Below are 17678 nucleotides of genomic sequence, written 5' to 3' on the forward strand. Positions count from 1 at the left end.
ATGCATCATGAATACCTCATCTCAAGGCTGGAGAACACCGCAAAACTTCTTATTGCTTATCTCCATTATTGTGCCTATCGCCTTTTCAACTTGGATGGCACTGCTTAACAATTTCGTTATTGAAAAAGCAAACTTTGATGGCTCAGACATCGGTTTGTTACAAAGCGTACGTGAAGTACCGGGCTTTTTGTCGTTTACCGCCGTATTTGTGCTGCTGTTTATTCGCGAGCAACGCTTCATGCTGGTCTCTCTGGCTATGCTGACATTAGGCACGGCAATAACAGGTTATTTTCCCTCTCTGTACGGCTTACTTTTTACGACCTTGTTGATGTCTACTGGATTCCATTACTTCGAAACGTTGAAGCAGTCCCTTTCGTTACAGTGGTTGTCTAAAGACGAAGCGCCAGAGATGCTTGGTAAGTTTATTTCGGTAGGTGCGCTGGCATCTTTGGTTACCTATGGCGCATTGTGGCTGATGCTAGAGCAACTTAAACTGGACTTTAAAACGGTTTATATGGTTATGGGTGGAATAGGCTTTGTGTTGATCCTGGTGATGGCATTTGCTTTCCCTCAGTTTAAATCGACAGTACCGCAGAATAAGAAGTTAGTGTTGCGTAAACGCTATTGGCTCTACTACGCGCTGACGTTTATGAGTGGCGCTCGTCGTCAGATCTTCACCGTTTTTGCAGGGTTCTTAATGGTAGAGAAGTTTGGCTATTCAGCGGCGGATATCACCTTGCTATTTCTGATTAATTACTTATTTAATTTCCTGTTCGCTAAACGAATTGGTCGGTTTATTGGTGTTGTCGGAGAGCGTAAGGCGTTGATGTTTGAATACGTCGGTTTGATCTTTGTGTTTGTTGGTTACGGATTAGTTCAAACTGCGGAATGGGCAGCAGCACTGTATGTGGTCGATCATCTGTTCTTTGCTTTGGCATTGGCGATTAAAACTTACTTCCAGAAGATAGCTGATCCAGCAGATATGGCATCGACGGCGGGCGTAGCATTCACCATCAACCATATTGCAGCGGTTGTAATCCCAGTTACGTTTGGTGTTATCTGGCTGGTTTCACCTTCTAGTGTTTTCTATATTGGCGCTGGCATGGCGGCAGTGAGTTTGTTGTTTTCGCTCAACATTCCTGCCAAGCCAGAAGAAGGCAATGAAACTCGCGTGTTGAGGTGGAGTTAGGGCTTAATTAGCCATCCACTCACGTTTGGGTGATTTAAAAATGGGATGCCGATGCATCCCATTTTTGTCTCTGAAGAGGACGATATAAAGCGTAGTACTAGTGTGATTAAGTCTCTGTTAGCCTGTCATTGCCCTTATTGCGTTTAGCTATGGTTCGGATGATGAAGTAGCCAATAAGAGATATAAGTATCGTGTTTCCTGCGACAATGATTAGCATCTGCGTCAATACTTTATTAAATGGTTCGGAATAGAAGATGGTGTCAAGATAAGCAGAGCAACCATAACCCAAAATATTACCAATAAGAGCAAGTACGACGAAGAGTATAAAATCTTGTCTGCTGAAGTCCCCACCGTCTAAACGATGGCGCGTCAGGTAAGGGAATAGTCCAATAACCAGACCAACGACACCAGAGCCCGCAACCCAGGTTAGCCATACTCCCCAACCCGCGAACTGATCCGTTATCCAGTGGCCGATAATACCCACCAAAAAGCCAACAATGGGGCCGAATAATACCGAGTACACGGCCAATATCACCATGGCTGGTTTCAATGTTGTATTCGCAAAGACAGGTACGCCAAACATGGGTAAACCGCCGATACCGTAGAGTAAAGCACCAGTAGCAATAACGATGAGAGTTTTGCTTGAAAAATTCATAGAGAGCCTCTGCTTAGTAGTCGGCTTTGAGTGTCATTTACTTACATTACATTGAATTATCGCTAATTTTGCTGTCTCTTACAGCTTAGCAGCAACCAAGTGGATTGGGATTGGAACGAGATCTATTTGAGACGTCGTGTGAGTAAAGTCACGTCTATCGCGGAAGGGTCGATAAAAAAGAGGAGCGGATATTCGCTCCTCTTTTGAACATGTGTACCGTCCTAAGTATTAATGGTCGAGGTAAAGATAGTTTTGCCAACTCTTCATGCGGATAAGCACTTTACGCATGATGGCAACATGGTGGAAGCTGTCTGAGTAAACGGCGACTTCAACGGCGGTACCCATCGGAAGATGGTATTCACTTAAATCATCAGTGATTTTGAGTTTTACGAACACTCGTCCACTGGTGCGAAGTGCCTCTGTACCTACCAAGGCTCCACGAGCTTGGAACTGGCTTTCACCAATCGCAGGAATGACCTCGACGACTTCTCCTCGAAATACACGGCCCGGGATCGCACGGAACATGAATTCAGCTTCAAATCCCCGTTCTAGTCGTTGTAGCGAGTTTTGTCTAAATGCCCCAGTATAGAACTGGGTGTCTTCGGTATGAACAAAGGTCATTGCCGGAGCAAGTGGCAGAGGGACTGCCATTACGCCCGGTCGCAATGCGAGTTGGGTTACGTAGCCGTCGGTCGGAGCGCGAACCACCGTTTGCTCTAAGTTGAACTCGGCTTTGCGTAACTCTGCAAGCAATTGAGCAACTTGAGTATTTTCACCACCCACTTCCGAGTCTAGTGCGATTTGTGCTTGCTGTTGCTGTTGTAGTGCGACTTCAAGCATCGCTTCTGTGGCTTTGTACTCTTGGCGTCGAGTATCCAGATCTTGCTCGGTGAACGCGCCACGATCAAAGCCTCTTTGGTATCTATCATACTCACGTTTGGCTTTGTCACGCTCGGCTTGAGCCTTGATTACACCAGCTCGCGCTTCCTGTACACCTGATTCTAAGCCTAAAGCTCCTTGGCTTGCTTCTTTTACTTTTGCTTCAAGGCGTGCCACTTCGGCTTCAAAAGGCGTCGGGTCGATTCTAAACAGCACATCGCCTGTCTTTAACGGTTGGTTAGGTTGTACTGGCACCTCGATTACACGGCCACGAACACCAGAAACGATAGGTGTTGTCGGGTAGACCTGGTTACCTATCTGAGTAAAGGGATGATTGTAGTTCATTAAAAGCACGAGCGTGCCTATCAATACAACCCCGCCTAGCACTGCCGTCGGAACCGACCATTTGTTAAGTGGAATCTTAAAAATTTTGAAAATCGCTATACAGAAGGCTGTATAAGTCAGGATCAACAATAAATCCATTATTTTTCCTCTTTACTTAGGTCAGTGGTCGGTTGTTGTTGAGTTTGTTGCTTCAATACCGATACTTCTTTTTTTAATTCGGTCACTTCATCAATAAGTTCTTCCAGGCGGTGATGAATATCGTGTGTTTCTTGTTCCAGTTGTTTAAAGCCCCAGCCTCGTTCTTTACGCCACAATGTTGCCCAAATCCACAGGAAAGGCCATAAAACATGGAGAGTGAACAAACTCACCCAACCGGCATAATGAATGGCGTCCTGATGAGGGTGTTCACGTCCTTTGGCGATTTCATAGGGGATATCGTGAATGACGATGATCCCGTAGAAAATGACCAAAGCCACGAAAATGAGTATCCCAAGTGCGAAATAATCTAGAAACATCTTACTTACCCGTGCTCGTTGCTATATGAAAAAAGTTACGTAAATGAGTTGTTTAAGTATTTGATACAAATATAAATGAATCAAGTGTTTTTGACTTTTGTGCTCAGTTGACTTTAAGGTACTTTGTCCCAGCTCAATTAGCAGACTAGCATCCAGTATATTTAAGTAATAGACCGATAAGGGAAGGAATGGAAAAGAATTGCAGTGCTTAGGAGAGACAGCAACGAGTTGAGCTGGCCATCACTCAATCGCAGACCGGGAGTGTAGTCCAAGCGCTGGTGACGATTTACAACTCGGTACAAACTTGGTTGCGGCCATTGGCTTTAGCACGGTAAAGCGCTTTATCGGCACGATAAAAGGTACGCTGCGTATTTTCTCCTTCTCGGTGAACGGTAATACCAATCGAAACCGTCAGGCCGCGCTCTCCTAGGATGTCATTCCAATTGTATTGGTAAATTCGCTCTCGGTATTGGTCTGCGTGGATTTCGGCATGTGTTAACTTGTCGTTTTCCAGAATGACGAGAAATTCTTCACCACCAAAACGAATGCACGAAGCTCCAGGAAAGTTAAAGTAGTCAGACAAATGTTCAGACACGCTCTGGATCGCTTTGTCACCGACTAAATGGCTCAGTTCATCATTGATCGACTTGAAGTGGTCAATATCAATTACTAGCAAAGCAAAACGTGTCTCTTGAAGCAGCAAGTCTTTGAGTTTCACTTCCAACCAGCGGCGATTGTGCAAAGACGTTAATGGGTCCGTAAAGACGTCTTGTTGTAATTGAGCAACGGTGTTCTTGTGTTGTTTTGTCGTCTCTTTGAGTTCTCTATTTTCAATCTCTGACAAGATAAGTTTGAGCTGTAATTCAAAGCGATCTAAGCGACGAAGCTGTGCAGTGCCCAACTCGCAGATAGGAATACGTTTAACCAACTCCGATTCAATACGAAACGCACGTTTTTCGCAATCTAGTGCGAGTTCAAATTGACCCTGAGAAGCTCTAATTTCGCTCATCGCATTATAAAAACCGCATGCAAGCATAGCGGAAGAGTGTCTCTCTATTCGCTTCGCTACCGAGCCCATTATTAGGTTGGCTAAAGAGGTATCCCCATTTCCATTCAGACAGTATGCCGTTTCCATTTTGACCATAGCAGACAGCCAAAACGTTGTAGAGCTACCCGAAGTATACTGAACATTAGATAGTGACAGTAACGCGTTGGTATAGTCGTTATTCAAGCGGTGCAGTTTAGCTTGGTAAAGATGAATTTGACCTGCGAGGTTTTTATCACTGACCAAAATACTGAGCTCTTCACATTCAGTGAGTAGCTCCATGGCCTGATCGGTATGTTTGAGGCTGATATAACACGAGAGCATGTATAGTTTGTAGCGTAAACGCAACGATCGGCTGCTGATCGCATGATCTATCGACTCGATTTTTTTGTAAAATCGTAGTGCACGTTCGTGATCACCATAAGCATCACACAAGTTACCCATACCGATGATGGCTAGCACATATTCGTCTATGAAGCCGTAGTCCACCGCGATGTTGGTTGATTTAACATACACTGCCATCGCTGAATCATAATCCCCGATCTCAACGAGATGTTCACACAAACTCGACTTAACCGATAAAATATCGTCCGCATTCTCTGGGAGGGTGAGATGTTCCAGGGCTTGTCTCAGTTCAGTGATACTGTCGTTTAGCTGTCTTATCTCTCTGCGATACTCTGCACTGATGATATAACAATGTGCTTTTTCGATACGAGTCTCTGCAATGTGTACTCGGATATGTTTCCACAGTGCAACCGCTTCTTCACCAGTTACAGAAGATGGATCAATACCAGCCTGAGTCACTTTATTAAGCAATTGCTCCATTTTTCGCTACCTCTCTATGGCTTTGTTCTAATTGCTCTAATGTGAACGGGAAAGTCAGAATATCTTGTAAATACAGTGTGGGTGCTGGTCCTTTCAGGCCTTGCCTTTCCCATGGATAAATTTCAACCATCGACTGGACCGTTTTATACATCGTTTCAGCAGCCTGACCTTTGTCCGCTATCAACATCGCAAGTCTGTCAGTAGAAAGGCGGGACACTAAATCCTTTGGTGCGGTTAAAGCGTGGACGAGTTCGGTACAGGCATCCAAAAAATCCGGTTCGGCGTGACGGATCATGATAATCGCATGATTTGACTGTTTAAGCTCACTTTTGAACAGAACTAGCTGCTCCCACCAGTAGGTTTCTGAAACAAGGTTTGAGAGGTGCTTCTCAGGGTCATATTCATGCTGAGAACGAATATGGTTAATCAGTTTACGAGCGCGTTGCTCCAGTTTGCGCTTGGAACTTTGTGCTTTATCCTGACTGAGTTGATGCCTTTGCTCTTTTAGCATTTTAAGCGAGTGTTTTCGGTATTTTTTGAAAGCGTGGAATGCAACTTCATAGTGACCTTGTTCCTCTGCGACACGTGATTGTTGGTAGCAAATCTGACTAAGTAGCTCACCGTGATCAAAATGTCGCGCAGACTCTTCTGCTGCCACTAACAACCTTGTTGCACTTTCGGGATTGTTACGCAGGAGTTCCAGGCGAGCCCTGCTGATGAACGAATGTGCTTTCATCCAGGTGAGATCATGCTCCATCACAATCTGATGCGCTTTTTTCGTCGCAACTTCTGCTGCGTCTAGTCGCTCTAATCCAAGTAGAGCCAGCCCTCTGAAATCCCATATTTCTGCTTGCCATGTCGAATCTTCATGATCTTTAAGTGCTTCGGTTGCGCCATCTAGAACAGTCAACATTTTGACGTAATCCTTCAGTAGGTAGTAATCCCACGCTAGTAAGATACGGGCTTTACCTTCCAGACAGGAAATACGGAGGTTGTTTGCCACCTTGACGGCTAACTCATGGGTTGAGGCGGCAAGTTTATGTTCATTGGTGATACGCCAAACGTTACCAAGCCCGATCAGTGATTCAAGTTGGATTTCGATATTATCGACAAGGGCGGACTGTTCGAGGGCGTTAATCCAGAATTGTTGAGCTGAAAAATATTTGGCTAGTCCCCAATACTGGAGCGCAGATGTGTGAAGAATCTCTGGAAGGTGGTCATCGCTATCGAGCTGGCTTTGTTTATCGTTGGCTATCTTGATCAGCTTTAACCCTTGGCGATAATCCATGGCGCACCAGCAGCAGTGTGCCATGATAAGAAGGGCCTGGATCTCTCCTTCGATAAACAACATTTGTTCTGCTCTAGCACGCAACTGCTCTGCTTTGCACAAAGTGGATTCAGGTTGAGATCTAATTTGCTTTTTAAGCCGTGCTAGTTCATTTTCTAGCTGAGTTTTGCTTCTATCCAACGTTTATATCCATGACTACCGAACTGGAATTTACACCTTACTGCACTGTTAGGTGCGCATTTCATGACGAGAGCAGATCAAGTACTACATCATAAATCATCTGAGATCTCATCGATAGCGTCATGGCTCCTAATAATTCTGGCTGTTAGGATAGGAGCTGTTTAATCGTCAAAGGAGCGTCAGTAACTTCGAGCCTTTGAGCCGCAGTGAGACCTTCTTTATCTTGATAGCACAAATTATGCCAAGCTCTGAAGATGTCTAAAAGAGGCAACAAACCTCCAGGTCTTAATTTGCGACGCGGCTCGTTGATGAAGCTTTCAAAAAGTAGCTGGAATCTATGTTGGTAGAACTGTACTTGACGTGTTGTTGCTACATTGAACCATTTTTCAGATTCATTGTGATCACCGGCTAGGTAACAAATTCCTTTGCTGTTGTTGCCTTGGTTGGAAATTGCCCAGCGATCGCGCCACCAACTCATGTAAGCGATATCAATTTTACCCAATGGTAAGTTCATGTCCCATGCTGGGTCTTCGTCTACATACATTAGGTCGATATTTTTCTCTTTGATACGAGCTAGACAGACGCTCAATGCCGCAGAGCGAAGCAGTGGATCTTGAGGCATGTAGATAGACACGCGCTTGCTCGGACTACACATATCAAGAACATGCAAATAATGCGCGTATGAGGTATAAGGAGGACGAATAAGCGCCCCTTTGGATGGATAGTGAAAGGTGGCTAGATTTCCAAGCGGGTCTTCCACATTCCCGCGAGCCAAAATAGTTTGGTATTTCTGGTCGATGCGTTCGCGAAGTTTGCTTGAAGGCGCAGCTGGTGGTTCGCTGGCTTCTGCGGTGTACTCTTGAGAGACAAAGCGAGAAACCTGGTCGTAAGGGTTGTGATCAAGCGAGCCTGTTGGTTCTTCATCAGAAGCGTAGTTTACGTGCTGACAAAGAATATAACCAGAGTGTGCTTCGCCCGAAACGATCCAGTAAACGCCATTGTTACTCTTTGGCTGCAAAGCGATGTAGTTTGACGCTAACTCATACTGACTCGCATGGTTTACCCAGCGCGCATCAATAGTCGCTAATTTACGCCGACAGCGACTGGCAATATGGTCCACATGGTCGTAAAACGTTTTTGGGTTAATACTGAGCTTGCGGCAGATCTCGCGCACGGAGTAACCCGTGAACAATAATGCCATCAGGTTCTCTTGGAACAGAAGCTTTTTATTTGCACCAGACCACTTGTCAACAAAAGTACTTTGACACGCTTTACAACGGTAACGTTGGCGATCGCCACTGTAACCAAACGCGTGGTAGAGGTGTTTGTGTGTGTGGACAGAAAGGCCAAAGTTTTCGCAGTCGTTATTACGACAGGCAGGCAATCCGTCACTATGAAGGTGACGTAGACGATGAAGTTCATTCACGACATCGCGGTTGTTAAGTAAGGGGGGGAAAGCTCCACATTCACGGCATACCATCGCCGGACGCTTAGGGTTAGCACGTTGCAGAACGTAACGTTTTGCATCACTCAATCCAAAGTTGTCACACGCCAATGTTTTACAAAAGTTGAGTTGTAACCCATCTGCATCTTTTGGCAGTTCGCCGTTAGACACGATCGCCCCCTCTGGGTAATTCGGGCAGCCAGTCAGGCATTGGCTGCAGATAATTAATTGCTTAGATGTTGATTGCGGTTTCTAGTGCAACTTTCATCATGTCGTTGAACGACTTTTGACGCTCTTCAGAACTTAGTTTTTCACCACGGATGATGTGGTCAGAAACGGTCAGGATAGTCAGTGCTTTTGCACCTAGGTCAGCAGCAACACCGTAGATACCTGCGGCTTCCATATCGACACCCAGAATGCCCAGTTTTTCCATCTTCTCAAACAGGTCTGCTTCTGGTGAGTAGAACAAGTCGGCAGAGAATACGTTACCCACTTTTACTGGAACTTCTTGTACACGTGCTTGTTTCACAGCTTCTTCTAGAAGACCGAAGTCAGCGATTGCTGCGAAGTCGTGGTTATTGAAACGGATACGGTTTACTTTTGAGTCTGTAGAAGCACCCATGCCGATAACAACGTCCATCAGTTTTACGTCGTCACGCACAGCGCCACAGCTACCAACACGGATAACGTTTTTCACGCCGTACTCAGCGATCAACTCGTGTACGTAGATGCAGCATGATGGGATACCCATGCCGTGGCCCATAACTGATACTTTTTTACCTTTGTAAGTGCCAGTAAAGCCGAACATGTTGCGAACGTCACAAACTTGCTGCACATCTTCCAAGAAAGTTTCTGCGATGTATTTCGCTCGCAAAGGATCGCCAGGCATTAGAACTGTTTCAGCGAAATCACCTGGTTGTGCGTTGATGTGTGGGGTTGCCATAAGTGCTCTCCAAAGTTTTGTTTGATAAAACGCATCTAGTATAGATGCTTGTTACCAATTCTGTTGAATTCGTTCGTTTTCGTTGAGGCAATAGTATCGGGGAGTACACCATTCCCTTGAGAGGTTGGTCACAAAAAACACCCTTATGGAAACTAATGGCAATGATTATAACCAAATCTGTTGAAAACGAAAAGGCAATCGATTTGCTTGAGGTAGGTTTGTTGATCGCGCACACAGAATCGGTGGTGTGAACGGAAATTATTTTTAAACTCTCGGTGATCGACATCCACGATGGCGAAGTAAAACGATTAAATTGTACAATTTAATTTCTTGTACAATTTGGATTGACTTGCTATAAGTTATACATGTAAAAATTTTGTATAGGGGTGGCGTTATTATGGAATCTTTAATCAAAGTTGGTATCAGTTCTTGTGTACTCGGTGAGCGTGTTCGATTTGATTCTGGTCATAAGGTCAGCAACTTTGTGACCAAGGAGCTCAGCAATTACTTCGACTTCGTTTCTGTTTGTCCAGAAGTCGGGGTTGGTATGCCAGTTCCTAGACCTACCATTCGTCTGATTTCTGATGAGGAACGGATAGCTCTCGTAGAGACTAAAAACCCCGAGAATGACCACACGGATAACATGTTGGCTTACTCTGCTGATAAAGTGGATGAGCTGCAGGAGCAGCAGCTGTGTGGCTATATAGTGTGTGCTAAGTCGCCAACGTGTGGCATGGAGCGCGTAAAAGTATACAGCAAGCACCATGCTTCTAAGGAAGGAGTGGGGCTGTATACGCAAACACTGATGCAAAAGATGCCATGGCTGCCAGTTGAAGAAGATGGTCGTTTAAATGACCCAGTTCTGAAAGAGAATTTTATTACTCGCGTCTACTGTCTGAATGACTTTTATCAATCGATGTCAGGAGAGCCAACCCGTGGCAAAATTATTGATTTTCACTCTCGTTATAAATTAACGCTAATGGCGCATCATCCAGAATCATACCGAGAGTTAGGCCGTTTAGTTGCGGATGTTGCAAGCTACGAGATTGAAGACTTTTATGCAGAGTATCGTCTGGGACTAATGAAAGCTCTTTCAAATCGAGCGAGCCGCAAAAATAATACCAATGTATTGATGCATCTGCAGGGCTATTTTAAACGTGCATTATCCAAAGATGAGAAAGAAGAGTTAGCAACGGTTATTCATGATTATCGTACCGGAGTGCTGCCGCTACTTGCCCCGCTAACCCTCATCAAACACTATTTGAATACTTACCCAGATGAGTATTTACAGAAGCAAAAATACTTAGAGCCACACCCGCAGGAGATGAGATTACGTTATGGCTTGTAGTTCAGAAGAAAAACTGTACGCAATTAGAGATGTTGCCGAGATAACCGGGGTAAAGCCCGTCACCCTGCGAGCATGGCAGAGGCGATACAATCTGATTCAACCTCAGCGAACAGAGAAAGGTCATCGTCTGTATCGCCAGCAGGACATTGATACGATTAAAGAGGTACAAAGCTGGCTGGCGAAAGGCATCGCCATTGGTAAGGTTAAAGGCTTGCTAGGTAAAGGTGACGAGTTAGAAATCGGCGATGAGGCACCTGCTTTGGAAGAGGTTGAAACACTGCTTTCCGCGCTATCCGATCTTAATCATGCCAAGACAGAAAGTGTACTGTCATCGGTGATGAAAGAGTATCCCCTAAATCTAGTGGTTGAGCAGTTTATCGAGCCAGTTTTTGACGCATTGGATCTCGTCAAAGGGCCGCTTCGTTCAATACAGATGGGGCTTTTTCAGACGTGTCTTATTAAACGGCTAGCTCTTATTGTTGATTCTGAAAACAAGGCATCTTCTAAAGGGAAGTGTTTGCTGGTTTGCTTTGAACAAACCCGAGAAGCAGAAAGCTGGATTCAGGCGGCATTACTTTGTGAGCAAGGTTATCACACGACTTTAATTGATAACGTGAATGATATTTCCGGTTTGGCGGATCATCCGGTCATCGAACACTATCAGCGTATTTTTTTGTTTTCGAATAAAGCGCTACCAGCCAAACAGGTTGAGGTCTTGAAAGCGATGCAAACGCGATTTCCCGACCAGGCTCAATGTTCTGAGGTGATAAAGAAACTTCATCTTGATCCAGTAGAGAACAGCTAAGGAGGCATCATGGTTCTGGTATGGTTCCGACGCGACTTAAGAACGTTAGACCACACGGCATTACAAGCCGCTTTAAACACAGGGCAACCTGTCGTCGCCTGTTTTATTGCAACCCCGCAGCAGTGGCAAGCGCATCATATGGCTCCGATGCAAGCGGATCTGATTGCTCGTCGCTTAGCGCACCTCAATCAAGAACTCACCGAACTGAATATTCCATTTTTGTATGATGAAGTCGATGAATTCTCCGATTGCACTGCGGTGATAAGTCAGTGGGCGCAGTTACTAAACGCGAAGAGTGTTATGGCTAACATCCACTACGAAGTGAACGAGCAAGCGCTTGATCGAAAAGTCTCTGACGCTTTAAATAAGTCTGGTGCAAGCTTTGAGTTACTTCATGACAAGTGCGTTCATGCGCCGACGACAGTTCTGAATAAGCAGGGTGAATACTTTAAGGTATTTACTCCCTTCAAACGAGCCTGGCTGAAGAAGTTTCAATTACCAATAGTAACAAAACCTCATCCACAACAAATGCTTTCGCGACAAACGTTGAAAGCGATAGAAGGGAAGTGTTTTGATGACAATTTCACATTCAGCTATCCGCGAGAATCCAGTGAGCATTGGTTGGCATCAACGAGTGATATTCTCAATCAGTTAAGAGAGTTTGCCCGTGAGCGAAGTAATGAATACCGCGATCAGCGTGACTTCCCGGCCACTGACGGTACCAGTCAGCTCTCTCCTTATTTAGCCATTGGCGCTTTGTCACCGAGACAATGTATTGCTAGGTTGTTCGCTGAGAATGAGCAATCGGATTTAACGGAAGGCAAAGCAACCTGGTTAAGTGAAATTATTTGGCGTGAGTTCTATCAACACTTGTTGGTGTTTGAACCAAAGCTAGTTAAAGGCAAGGGGTTTATTGATTGGGAAGAAAAGATTCAGTGGTCTTACGATGAGACAGCGTTTGAGCGCTGGACAACCGGGACCACGGGTTATCCAATTGTTGATGCTGCTATGCGCCAGCTAAACCAAACGGGCTGGATGCACAATCGCTTGCGCATGATAGTCGCAAGCTTCCTTACTAAAGATCTTCACATCGATTGGCGTTGGGGTGAAACTTACTTTATGAGTAAACTGGTCGATGGTGATTTTGCCGCCAATAATGGAGGGTGGCAATGGTCTGCGTCGACGGGGTGTGATGGCCAGCCTTACTTTCGAATTTTTAATCCCGTTAGTCAGGGAGAAAAGTTTGACCCAGACGGCAGCTTTGTACGTCATTGGGTGCCAGAAATAAAAACTGTACCGAACAAGTTCCTCCACAAACCATGGACTTGGGAAGGGTTTTCTTTACTGGATTATCACACTCCGATGGTTGATCATAAAGCAGAAAGAGAGATAACCTTACAACTCTTCAAAAGTGCCAAGGAATAGAGTGAGATGCTTAGGAAAAGGCGAACGATGAGTATCGCGAAACGAACCCTGTTATCAGTATCATTGTCATTAGTGAGTGGATTGTCATTTGCTAAGATGTACGACTTGCCCTCAGACAGCAGTCGTATCATTGGTCGTATTGAAAACCACGTTGTGCAAGACGGGGAAACCATGGCCAATATTGCTAAGCTCTATGACGTTGGTATGCTGGGTTTAATGGCTGCGAATAAAGGTGTAGACCCTTTTCTTCCTCAAGAAGGGCATGTTCTTACTGTTCCTACCCAACTCATTCTGCCGGATGTTGCTCATCAAGGTATCGTTATCAATCTGGCCGAGCTACGTTTGTACTACTTCCCGTCTGACGAAAACATCGTGCACGTATTCCCGGTTGGTATAGGCCGTATCGGGCGTGACACTCCGGTGATGTCAACCAGTGTCAGTCAGAAGCGTCCTAATCCGACATGGACACCGCCAGCTTCTATTCGTGCTGAATACAAAGCAAAAGGCATCGACTTACCGGCGGTTGTTCCTGCTGGTCCTGATAATCCATTAGGTATGTTCGCGCTGCGTTTGGCCTACGGGAATGGCGAATACCTGATTCATGGTACCAACAAAGATTTTGGTATTGGTATGCGCGTCAGTGCGGGCTGTATCCGTATGGAACCGAGTGACATTGAATGGCTGTTTGAACAAGTACGCCGAGGCGAAAAAGTCAGGGTGATTAACCAACCGGTTAAAGTGGCATTAGAGCCAGACAGAAGCGTTTTCATTGAAGCACACGAACCATTAACTCGAAGTAACGGTAAGAAAGATGAACTGGAATTACCCAAAGAGCTGGGCTGGTGGTTGAGTGAATTTGGTATAAAAGATGTGAAGGCAAAAGCTGTGATTGCCGCGCAGAATGGAGTACCGGTAGAAATAACCGCGCCGTGAGGCGCGGCATAACACGATCACTTACTTAGTGTAATCAGTAGCTATCTCTACAACCCAGTAAAATCAAGGCTTCCCGAGCTATTTCAATGCCTTATAAAATGCCTGTTTCGTCAATTCTATTCAATATTCATCAATATTAAGAAAATTTGCCGCCATTTTGTCGCCATTTATCTATGGAATTATGGCTACAACCCCAAGCTCGAAATAGGGTTTAACTCAGCCGCCTGGATGAGGTGATCGGGTGAAAAATGGGAATAACGCATGGTCATTTTGATATCGCTATGACCAAGGATTTTTTGCAGTACCAGAATGTTTCCTCCGGCCTCCATAAACCGACTTGCGAACGTATGACGAAAGACGTGGGTGCTTTGACCATCCGGTAAGTCCGGAAATGTCCGATTCACTATATATGTAATGCCATGGACGCAATTCTTAAACAACTTGTCCTTTTCTCCCGTTCGCTCAAACGCCATCAGCTCGTTATAGAGCTTCTCCGTGATTGGCACAGTACGGTTCTTTTTGCTCTTGGTATCAAGAAACGTGATCTTGTATTTCGTAATCTGCGGAAGACGAAGATTATTCGCTTCTGAAATTCGTGCTCCTGTCGATAAGCAAATTTTGCACACGAGTTCGAACTCTTTGGCTCTCTTGCTTTTGCTGATCCGGTCAAAGAGCGTAGTAATATCTTCATTTGAGAAGAAGCCCATTTCAGATTCAGTCACGGGAATCGATTTAACGCTGGCAAGTGGGTTTGGTTGAGTCCACTCTCCAAGAGATGTTAACTCATTGAAAACCGCCCGCAGATATCTCAAGTCGAGATTGTTGGTTGGCGCAGAAATCAATTTACCTGCATTAGTCTCTTTCCCGTATCGGTCTTTCGTTATTCGGCTAGAACGCCAGTGAACAAAGTCTTTTGCCGTAAACTTGATTGCAAACGGGTTCCCTAGTTCTTCAACTATTGTGCAAAGGCGAGGGTAAACTTTTTCAGCGGATTTGAGGTGCTGGCCGTGTAGCTTGTACCAGAGTTCGACTAAGTCTTGAAGTGTGCGCAAATCCTTCCTGTCGCCAAGCCAGGGCTTATCATCCACCTCTTTCATCAGAAATTTTTCGTAAGCAATTGCCTCACCTTTGGTGGCGAAGCGCTTACGTTTTCTGGCACCGTTGCGACCCTGCGGGTAACACTCACAGAGCCAGGATTTTTTGTTTCCGTCTTTCAGGTTTCGAATGGTCATAATAGTTCGTTGACTATTTTTGATTACTGCTAAGTATCATCTAAGTGGTTTTAGTTTGGTTGTGTTGACAAATAGTGCGTCGATGTAACTAAACGTGCAATGTATAAAATCAATATGTGCGAACAATCTATGAGCAAGAAAAAACGGCCTATTATAAGACCGTTTGAGTGTATTAGATTGCGATTTTTCCGAACCAAGGGAAGCGAGCATGGTAGTCGATAAAGTTTTTTAGCAGCAAGTCATTCTCTGCTTTTTTGTTGGTTATTCTATATCCCAGGTGCTGTTTTATCGCATCCAAGTCCCCTTCTGGTAACAGCCGTTCAATCTCGATCCTTTCCCGCGCGGACAAAGATGGTAGTGAAATGTCAAATACTGAGCTGTCATCGTTGTAATAAAATTCCCACTCTTTTAATTTGGCGTTTTGATCAAAATTGAGTAGGTTTTTATGTGACAACAATATACAGCTTACAGTTAACATTGGCTGGCCGTCCTTATATAGGAATGAACTCAGTATTTTAGCTGTCATGCCCGACTTATTATAGTTTCCACTATCAAAAGCATTTTTAATGGTTTTAACAAGCACTTTGTGGAAATTCTTGTATGTGAAATCGTCTGGGTCGAGATCCGTCGGAAGGTAGTCATTTGGTATCAAGTTCTGAAAAAATTCATACCGTTGCAACTGAAGGTTACTACCTTCTTCTACTCGAATGTTAGCAACATTAGCATTGAACGTGACTTTTAAAATGTCAAATTCTCCCATTTTTTCTACTGCATTCTTGATATCATTTAGCTGGGATACGTACTCAGTATTAACATAGTCTAGCCAGAGAATTGTTTCCTTCTGAAACTGATCATGATCTATAAAGTCTGTTGAGTCCATCGGATCATCTAGCAACTTAATACAAGAAATAGGCTTATTAAATTCTTGTCTCATTAATGTATTTTCATCATTTTCAATTGATGTCATATCATTAATGTTTAGGTTTCGATGAATGCTTTTGAAGTCCTCTAAAAAAGGTCCGCCGAAACTAATGTACCTATAATCTTTGATAGGTTTATTGTTTGTTTGTTCGATCCACGGTTCTAATAATTTCAATTGCTCTTCAAAAAGAATACGCTCTACAGCTTTATTTTGTCTTAGATGATACGGAATGCTTGAACCAGTTGACATTACTTCGCCCTCCGTAGCGCCTCATCAAAACATCTTTCTCCTACTTCTTGAGGGGAAGTGGAGCCCGTTTCAAAGTAAAACTCAGAAATTGTTTTGATCTCTTCGATTGGCCTAGTGAAGGTTATGCGGCGATTTGTTGAGTCTTTAGGAGGCATCGGAAGATTAGGGACGAACTTCTTGGCATTGGCCTCACCCCTCATCTGAACCCATTTGTCCTCAGGAATGCTTGTTACAACTTCTGTTGGAGCGATGTTTTTTGACTTTCCTGTTTGGATACTAAGCTGTCCTTTGTCATCGCGGCTTTTCCAACGGTTAGTAAAGCTAGTGAAAGTTTTAATACCTTCTCTAATCCGATCTTTCACTTTTAAATAAAGCTCTGAATTACCCTCGATGCCACGTTTAGTAGTAGTTAAGGGGAGCTTTGAAGGGTCTGTACTTTGAAACTTGACGATACCAGTGATCGATATAAATTGTGTGTGGTAACTTGGGACACCAGCTTCTCCCCAACCAGTCATCCGTGTTTTATCGGCATGTATTACCACACGGTCATTACAGATGACGGTGATACCTGCTTTTGATGAGCTTGCTTTACTACTAGTTCCTTGTAGCTCTTTTTCTTCTTCTTCGATCGATACAAAGTTTCGGTAAAAACCAATGACGACTGAAATATCAACGCCATCAACTTTATCTATGTAAACGAAAGGTGATATTGCTTCATCTTTCGAAGCAAAATTATCTTCTATTGCCAAAACATTTGCGTTAGGTTTTATAGTCTTAGTATTTATTACTATTTTAAATCCCTGCTCGATGAATGAAGAGTAATATACTTCTGTTGCTTCTTTTAAATCGTTAGAGAAAGTAGGACCCCCACTGAAGCTGTGTTTTATTCCCGAGACTAGGTCATTAATTAGTATTTCAGTCCCGGTGTCTTCAGGAGTGGCGGCTTGTTCTTCATATGGAAGACTCCAATCTTGGTCATTAGACATCCATTCTGGAGTCATATCTACGTGTAGTGTAGTATCCGGAGTCTTACTGATTATTTTACAGCTTCTCCCCATCTTGAATATAGAGCGTTTCATTCCTATACCGTAAACACCAACGGTGGGTAGATCTTTATCTATATCTGTAGATGGGCGTCCCATTCTAAATGCAGAATTGATAGCGACGTCTCTAGGTATACCGCCACAATTATCTTTAATCTTAAAATGTGTATCATCAAAGGTGATTTCAACTTGATAACCTTCGTACTTGCGATCTTGTTGATTTTTTTTGAGGCGAGTGATTTCTCGCATCGCACCGTCTAAGGAGTTATCAATTAGATCGAGTACAGCATCGAGTAGCTCTATATCTTTCGTCAACATTTCTACAAAAAAACGTTTTGCAGGAAATGCTTCGATAACCTTTAATTTCTTTTGTTCTTCTTGAGTCATATTTCATCCTAGCCAAATAAAAAGGG

Annotated in this window: 15 protein-coding genes; 5 read left to right on the forward strand and 10 right to left on the reverse strand. The window is 44.1% G+C overall.

Annotated elements, in window-relative coordinates; genetic code table 11:
• The first annotated feature begins 7 nt into the window (after positions 1 to 7).
• Positions 8 to 1189: an MFS transporter gene (locus OO774_RS18970; RefSeq protein ID WP_264908357.1), complete on the forward strand. Its 1182-nt coding sequence runs from the start codon at positions 8 to 10 to the stop codon at positions 1187 to 1189.
• A gap of 106 nt (positions 1190 to 1295) precedes the next feature.
• On the opposite strand, the gene OO774_RS18975 is transcribed toward OO774_RS18970, so the two are convergent.
• The 7 genes from OO774_RS18975 to deoD form a co-directional block, all read right to left on the reverse strand.
• Positions 1296 to 1844 (reverse strand): ECF-type riboflavin transporter substrate-binding protein, encoded by a 549-nt coding sequence (locus tag OO774_RS18975; protein WP_264908359.1) that lies wholly within the window; start codon positions 1842 to 1844, stop codon positions 1296 to 1298.
• Between the two features lie 228 nt (positions 1845 to 2072).
• Complete coding sequence (locus tag OO774_RS18980; protein WP_264908360.1) at positions 2073 to 3206, reverse strand: HlyD family secretion protein; 1134 nt, start codon at positions 3204 to 3206, stop codon at positions 2073 to 2075.
• Complete coding sequence (locus OO774_RS18985; protein WP_264908363.1) at positions 3206 to 3583, reverse strand: DUF3302 domain-containing protein; 378 nt, start codon at positions 3581 to 3583, stop codon at positions 3206 to 3208. The genes OO774_RS18980 and OO774_RS18985 overlap by 1 nt, the downstream gene beginning before the upstream one ends.
• 286 nt (positions 3584 to 3869) lie before the next feature.
• A complete protein-coding gene (locus OO774_RS18990) occupies positions 3870 to 5453 on the reverse strand; it encodes a GGDEF domain-containing protein (RefSeq protein WP_264908364.1) in 1584 nt (527 codons plus the stop codon).
• Positions 5437 to 6921, reverse strand: a complete 1485-nt coding sequence (locus OO774_RS18995; RefSeq protein ID WP_264908366.1) for a hypothetical protein — start codon at positions 6919 to 6921, stop codon at positions 5437 to 5439. Before OO774_RS18995 ends, OO774_RS18990 begins: the two co-directional genes overlap by 17 nt.
• Before the next feature lie 145 nt (positions 6922 to 7066).
• Entirely contained in the window at positions 7067 to 8536 is a 1470-nt protein-coding gene (locus OO774_RS19000) for a lactate dehydrogenase (RefSeq protein ID WP_264908368.1), read from the reverse strand.
• A 61-nt stretch (positions 8537 to 8597) separates the two neighbouring features.
• On the reverse strand, positions 8598 to 9308 hold the full coding sequence (gene deoD, locus OO774_RS19005; protein ID WP_264908370.1) for a purine-nucleoside phosphorylase: 711 nt from the start codon (positions 9306 to 9308) through the stop codon (positions 8598 to 8600).
• 397 nt (positions 9309 to 9705) lie between these two features.
• Between deoD and OO774_RS19010 the strand changes: the two genes are divergently transcribed.
• Genes OO774_RS19010 through OO774_RS19025 form a run of 4 tightly spaced genes read left to right on the forward strand, consistent with a single transcriptional unit; the run spans position 9706 to position 13819 of the window.
• Positions 9706 to 10656, forward strand: a complete 951-nt coding sequence (locus tag OO774_RS19010) for a DUF523 and DUF1722 domain-containing protein (RefSeq protein ID WP_264908372.1) — start codon at positions 9706 to 9708, stop codon at positions 10654 to 10656.
• Positions 10646 to 11461, forward strand: coding sequence for a MerR family transcriptional regulator (locus tag OO774_RS19015; protein WP_264908373.1), 816 nt, complete (start codon positions 10646 to 10648; stop codon positions 11459 to 11461). The genes OO774_RS19010 and OO774_RS19015 overlap by 11 nt, the downstream gene beginning before the upstream one ends.
• Positions 11462 to 11470: 9 nt before the next feature.
• The gene (phrB, locus tag OO774_RS19020) at positions 11471 to 12886 is read left to right on the forward strand and encodes a deoxyribodipyrimidine photo-lyase (RefSeq protein ID WP_264908375.1); all 1416 of its coding nucleotides are present in this window, start codon (positions 11471 to 11473) and stop codon (positions 12884 to 12886) included.
• A gap of 6 nt (positions 12887 to 12892) precedes the next feature.
• Complete coding sequence (locus OO774_RS19025) at positions 12893 to 13819, forward strand: L,D-transpeptidase family protein (RefSeq protein ID WP_264908378.1); 927 nt, start codon at positions 12893 to 12895, stop codon at positions 13817 to 13819.
• A 185-nt stretch (positions 13820 to 14004) separates the two neighbouring features.
• On the opposite strand, the gene OO774_RS19030 is transcribed toward OO774_RS19025, so the two are convergent.
• The 3 genes from OO774_RS19030 to OO774_RS19040 form a co-directional block, all read right to left on the reverse strand.
• Positions 14005 to 15051, reverse strand: a complete 1047-nt coding sequence (locus OO774_RS19030) for a tyrosine-type recombinase/integrase (RefSeq protein WP_264908379.1) — start codon at positions 15049 to 15051, stop codon at positions 14005 to 14007.
• Between the two features lie 172 nt (positions 15052 to 15223).
• Positions 15224 to 16222: an O-methyltransferase gene (locus tag OO774_RS19035; protein ID WP_264908382.1), complete on the reverse strand. Its 999-nt coding sequence runs from the start codon at positions 16220 to 16222 to the stop codon at positions 15224 to 15226.
• A complete protein-coding gene (locus OO774_RS19040) occupies positions 16222 to 17652 on the reverse strand; it encodes an ATP-binding protein (protein WP_264908384.1) in 1431 nt (476 codons plus the stop codon). Before OO774_RS19040 ends, OO774_RS19035 begins: the two co-directional genes overlap by 1 nt.
• Positions 17653 to 17678: the final 26 nt, after the last annotated feature.

The sequence above is a fragment of the Vibrio sp. STUT-A11 genome, assembly GCF_026000435.1.
In the GTDB taxonomy this organism is placed as follows: domain Bacteria; phylum Pseudomonadota; class Gammaproteobacteria; order Enterobacterales; family Vibrionaceae; genus Vibrio.

Excerpts from the sequence above, each read along its gene's own strand:
- OO774_RS19015 (WP_264908373.1), top strand. The coding sequence starts at position 10,646 with ATGGCTTGTAGTTCAGAAGAAAAACTGTACGCAATTAGAGATGTTGCC.
- OO774_RS19010 (WP_264908372.1), top strand. The coding sequence starts at position 9,706 with ATGGAATCTTTAATCAAAGTTGGTATCAGTTCTTGTGTACTCGGTGAG.
- OO774_RS18980 (WP_264908360.1), bottom strand. The coding sequence starts at position 3,206 with ATGGATTTATTGTTGATCCTGACTTATACAGCCTTCTGTATAGCGATT.
- OO774_RS19040 (WP_264908384.1), bottom strand. The coding sequence starts at position 17,652 with ATGACTCAAGAAGAACAAAAGAAATTAAAGGTTATCGAAGCATTTCCT.
- OO774_RS19025 (WP_264908378.1), top strand. The coding sequence starts at position 12,893 with ATGCTTAGGAAAAGGCGAACGATGAGTATCGCGAAACGAACCCTGTTA.
- OO774_RS18975 (WP_264908359.1), bottom strand. The coding sequence starts at position 1,844 with ATGAATTTTTCAAGCAAAACTCTCATCGTTATTGCTACTGGTGCTTTA.
- OO774_RS18990 (WP_264908364.1), bottom strand. The coding sequence starts at position 5,453 with ATGGAGCAATTGCTTAATAAAGTGACTCAGGCTGGTATTGATCCATCT.
- OO774_RS18985 (WP_264908363.1), bottom strand. The coding sequence starts at position 3,583 with ATGTTTCTAGATTATTTCGCACTTGGGATACTCATTTTCGTGGCTTTG.
- phrB (WP_264908375.1), top strand. The coding sequence starts at position 11,471 with ATGGTTCTGGTATGGTTCCGACGCGACTTAAGAACGTTAGACCACACG.
- OO774_RS19030 (WP_264908379.1), bottom strand. The coding sequence starts at position 15,051 with ATGACCATTCGAAACCTGAAAGACGGAAACAAAAAATCCTGGCTCTGT.
- OO774_RS19035 (WP_264908382.1), bottom strand. The coding sequence starts at position 16,222 with ATGTCAACTGGTTCAAGCATTCCGTATCATCTAAGACAAAATAAAGCT.
- deoD (WP_264908370.1), bottom strand. The coding sequence starts at position 9,308 with ATGGCAACCCCACACATCAACGCACAACCAGGTGATTTCGCTGAAACA.
- OO774_RS18970 (WP_264908357.1), top strand. The coding sequence starts at position 8 with ATGAATACCTCATCTCAAGGCTGGAGAACACCGCAAAACTTCTTATTG.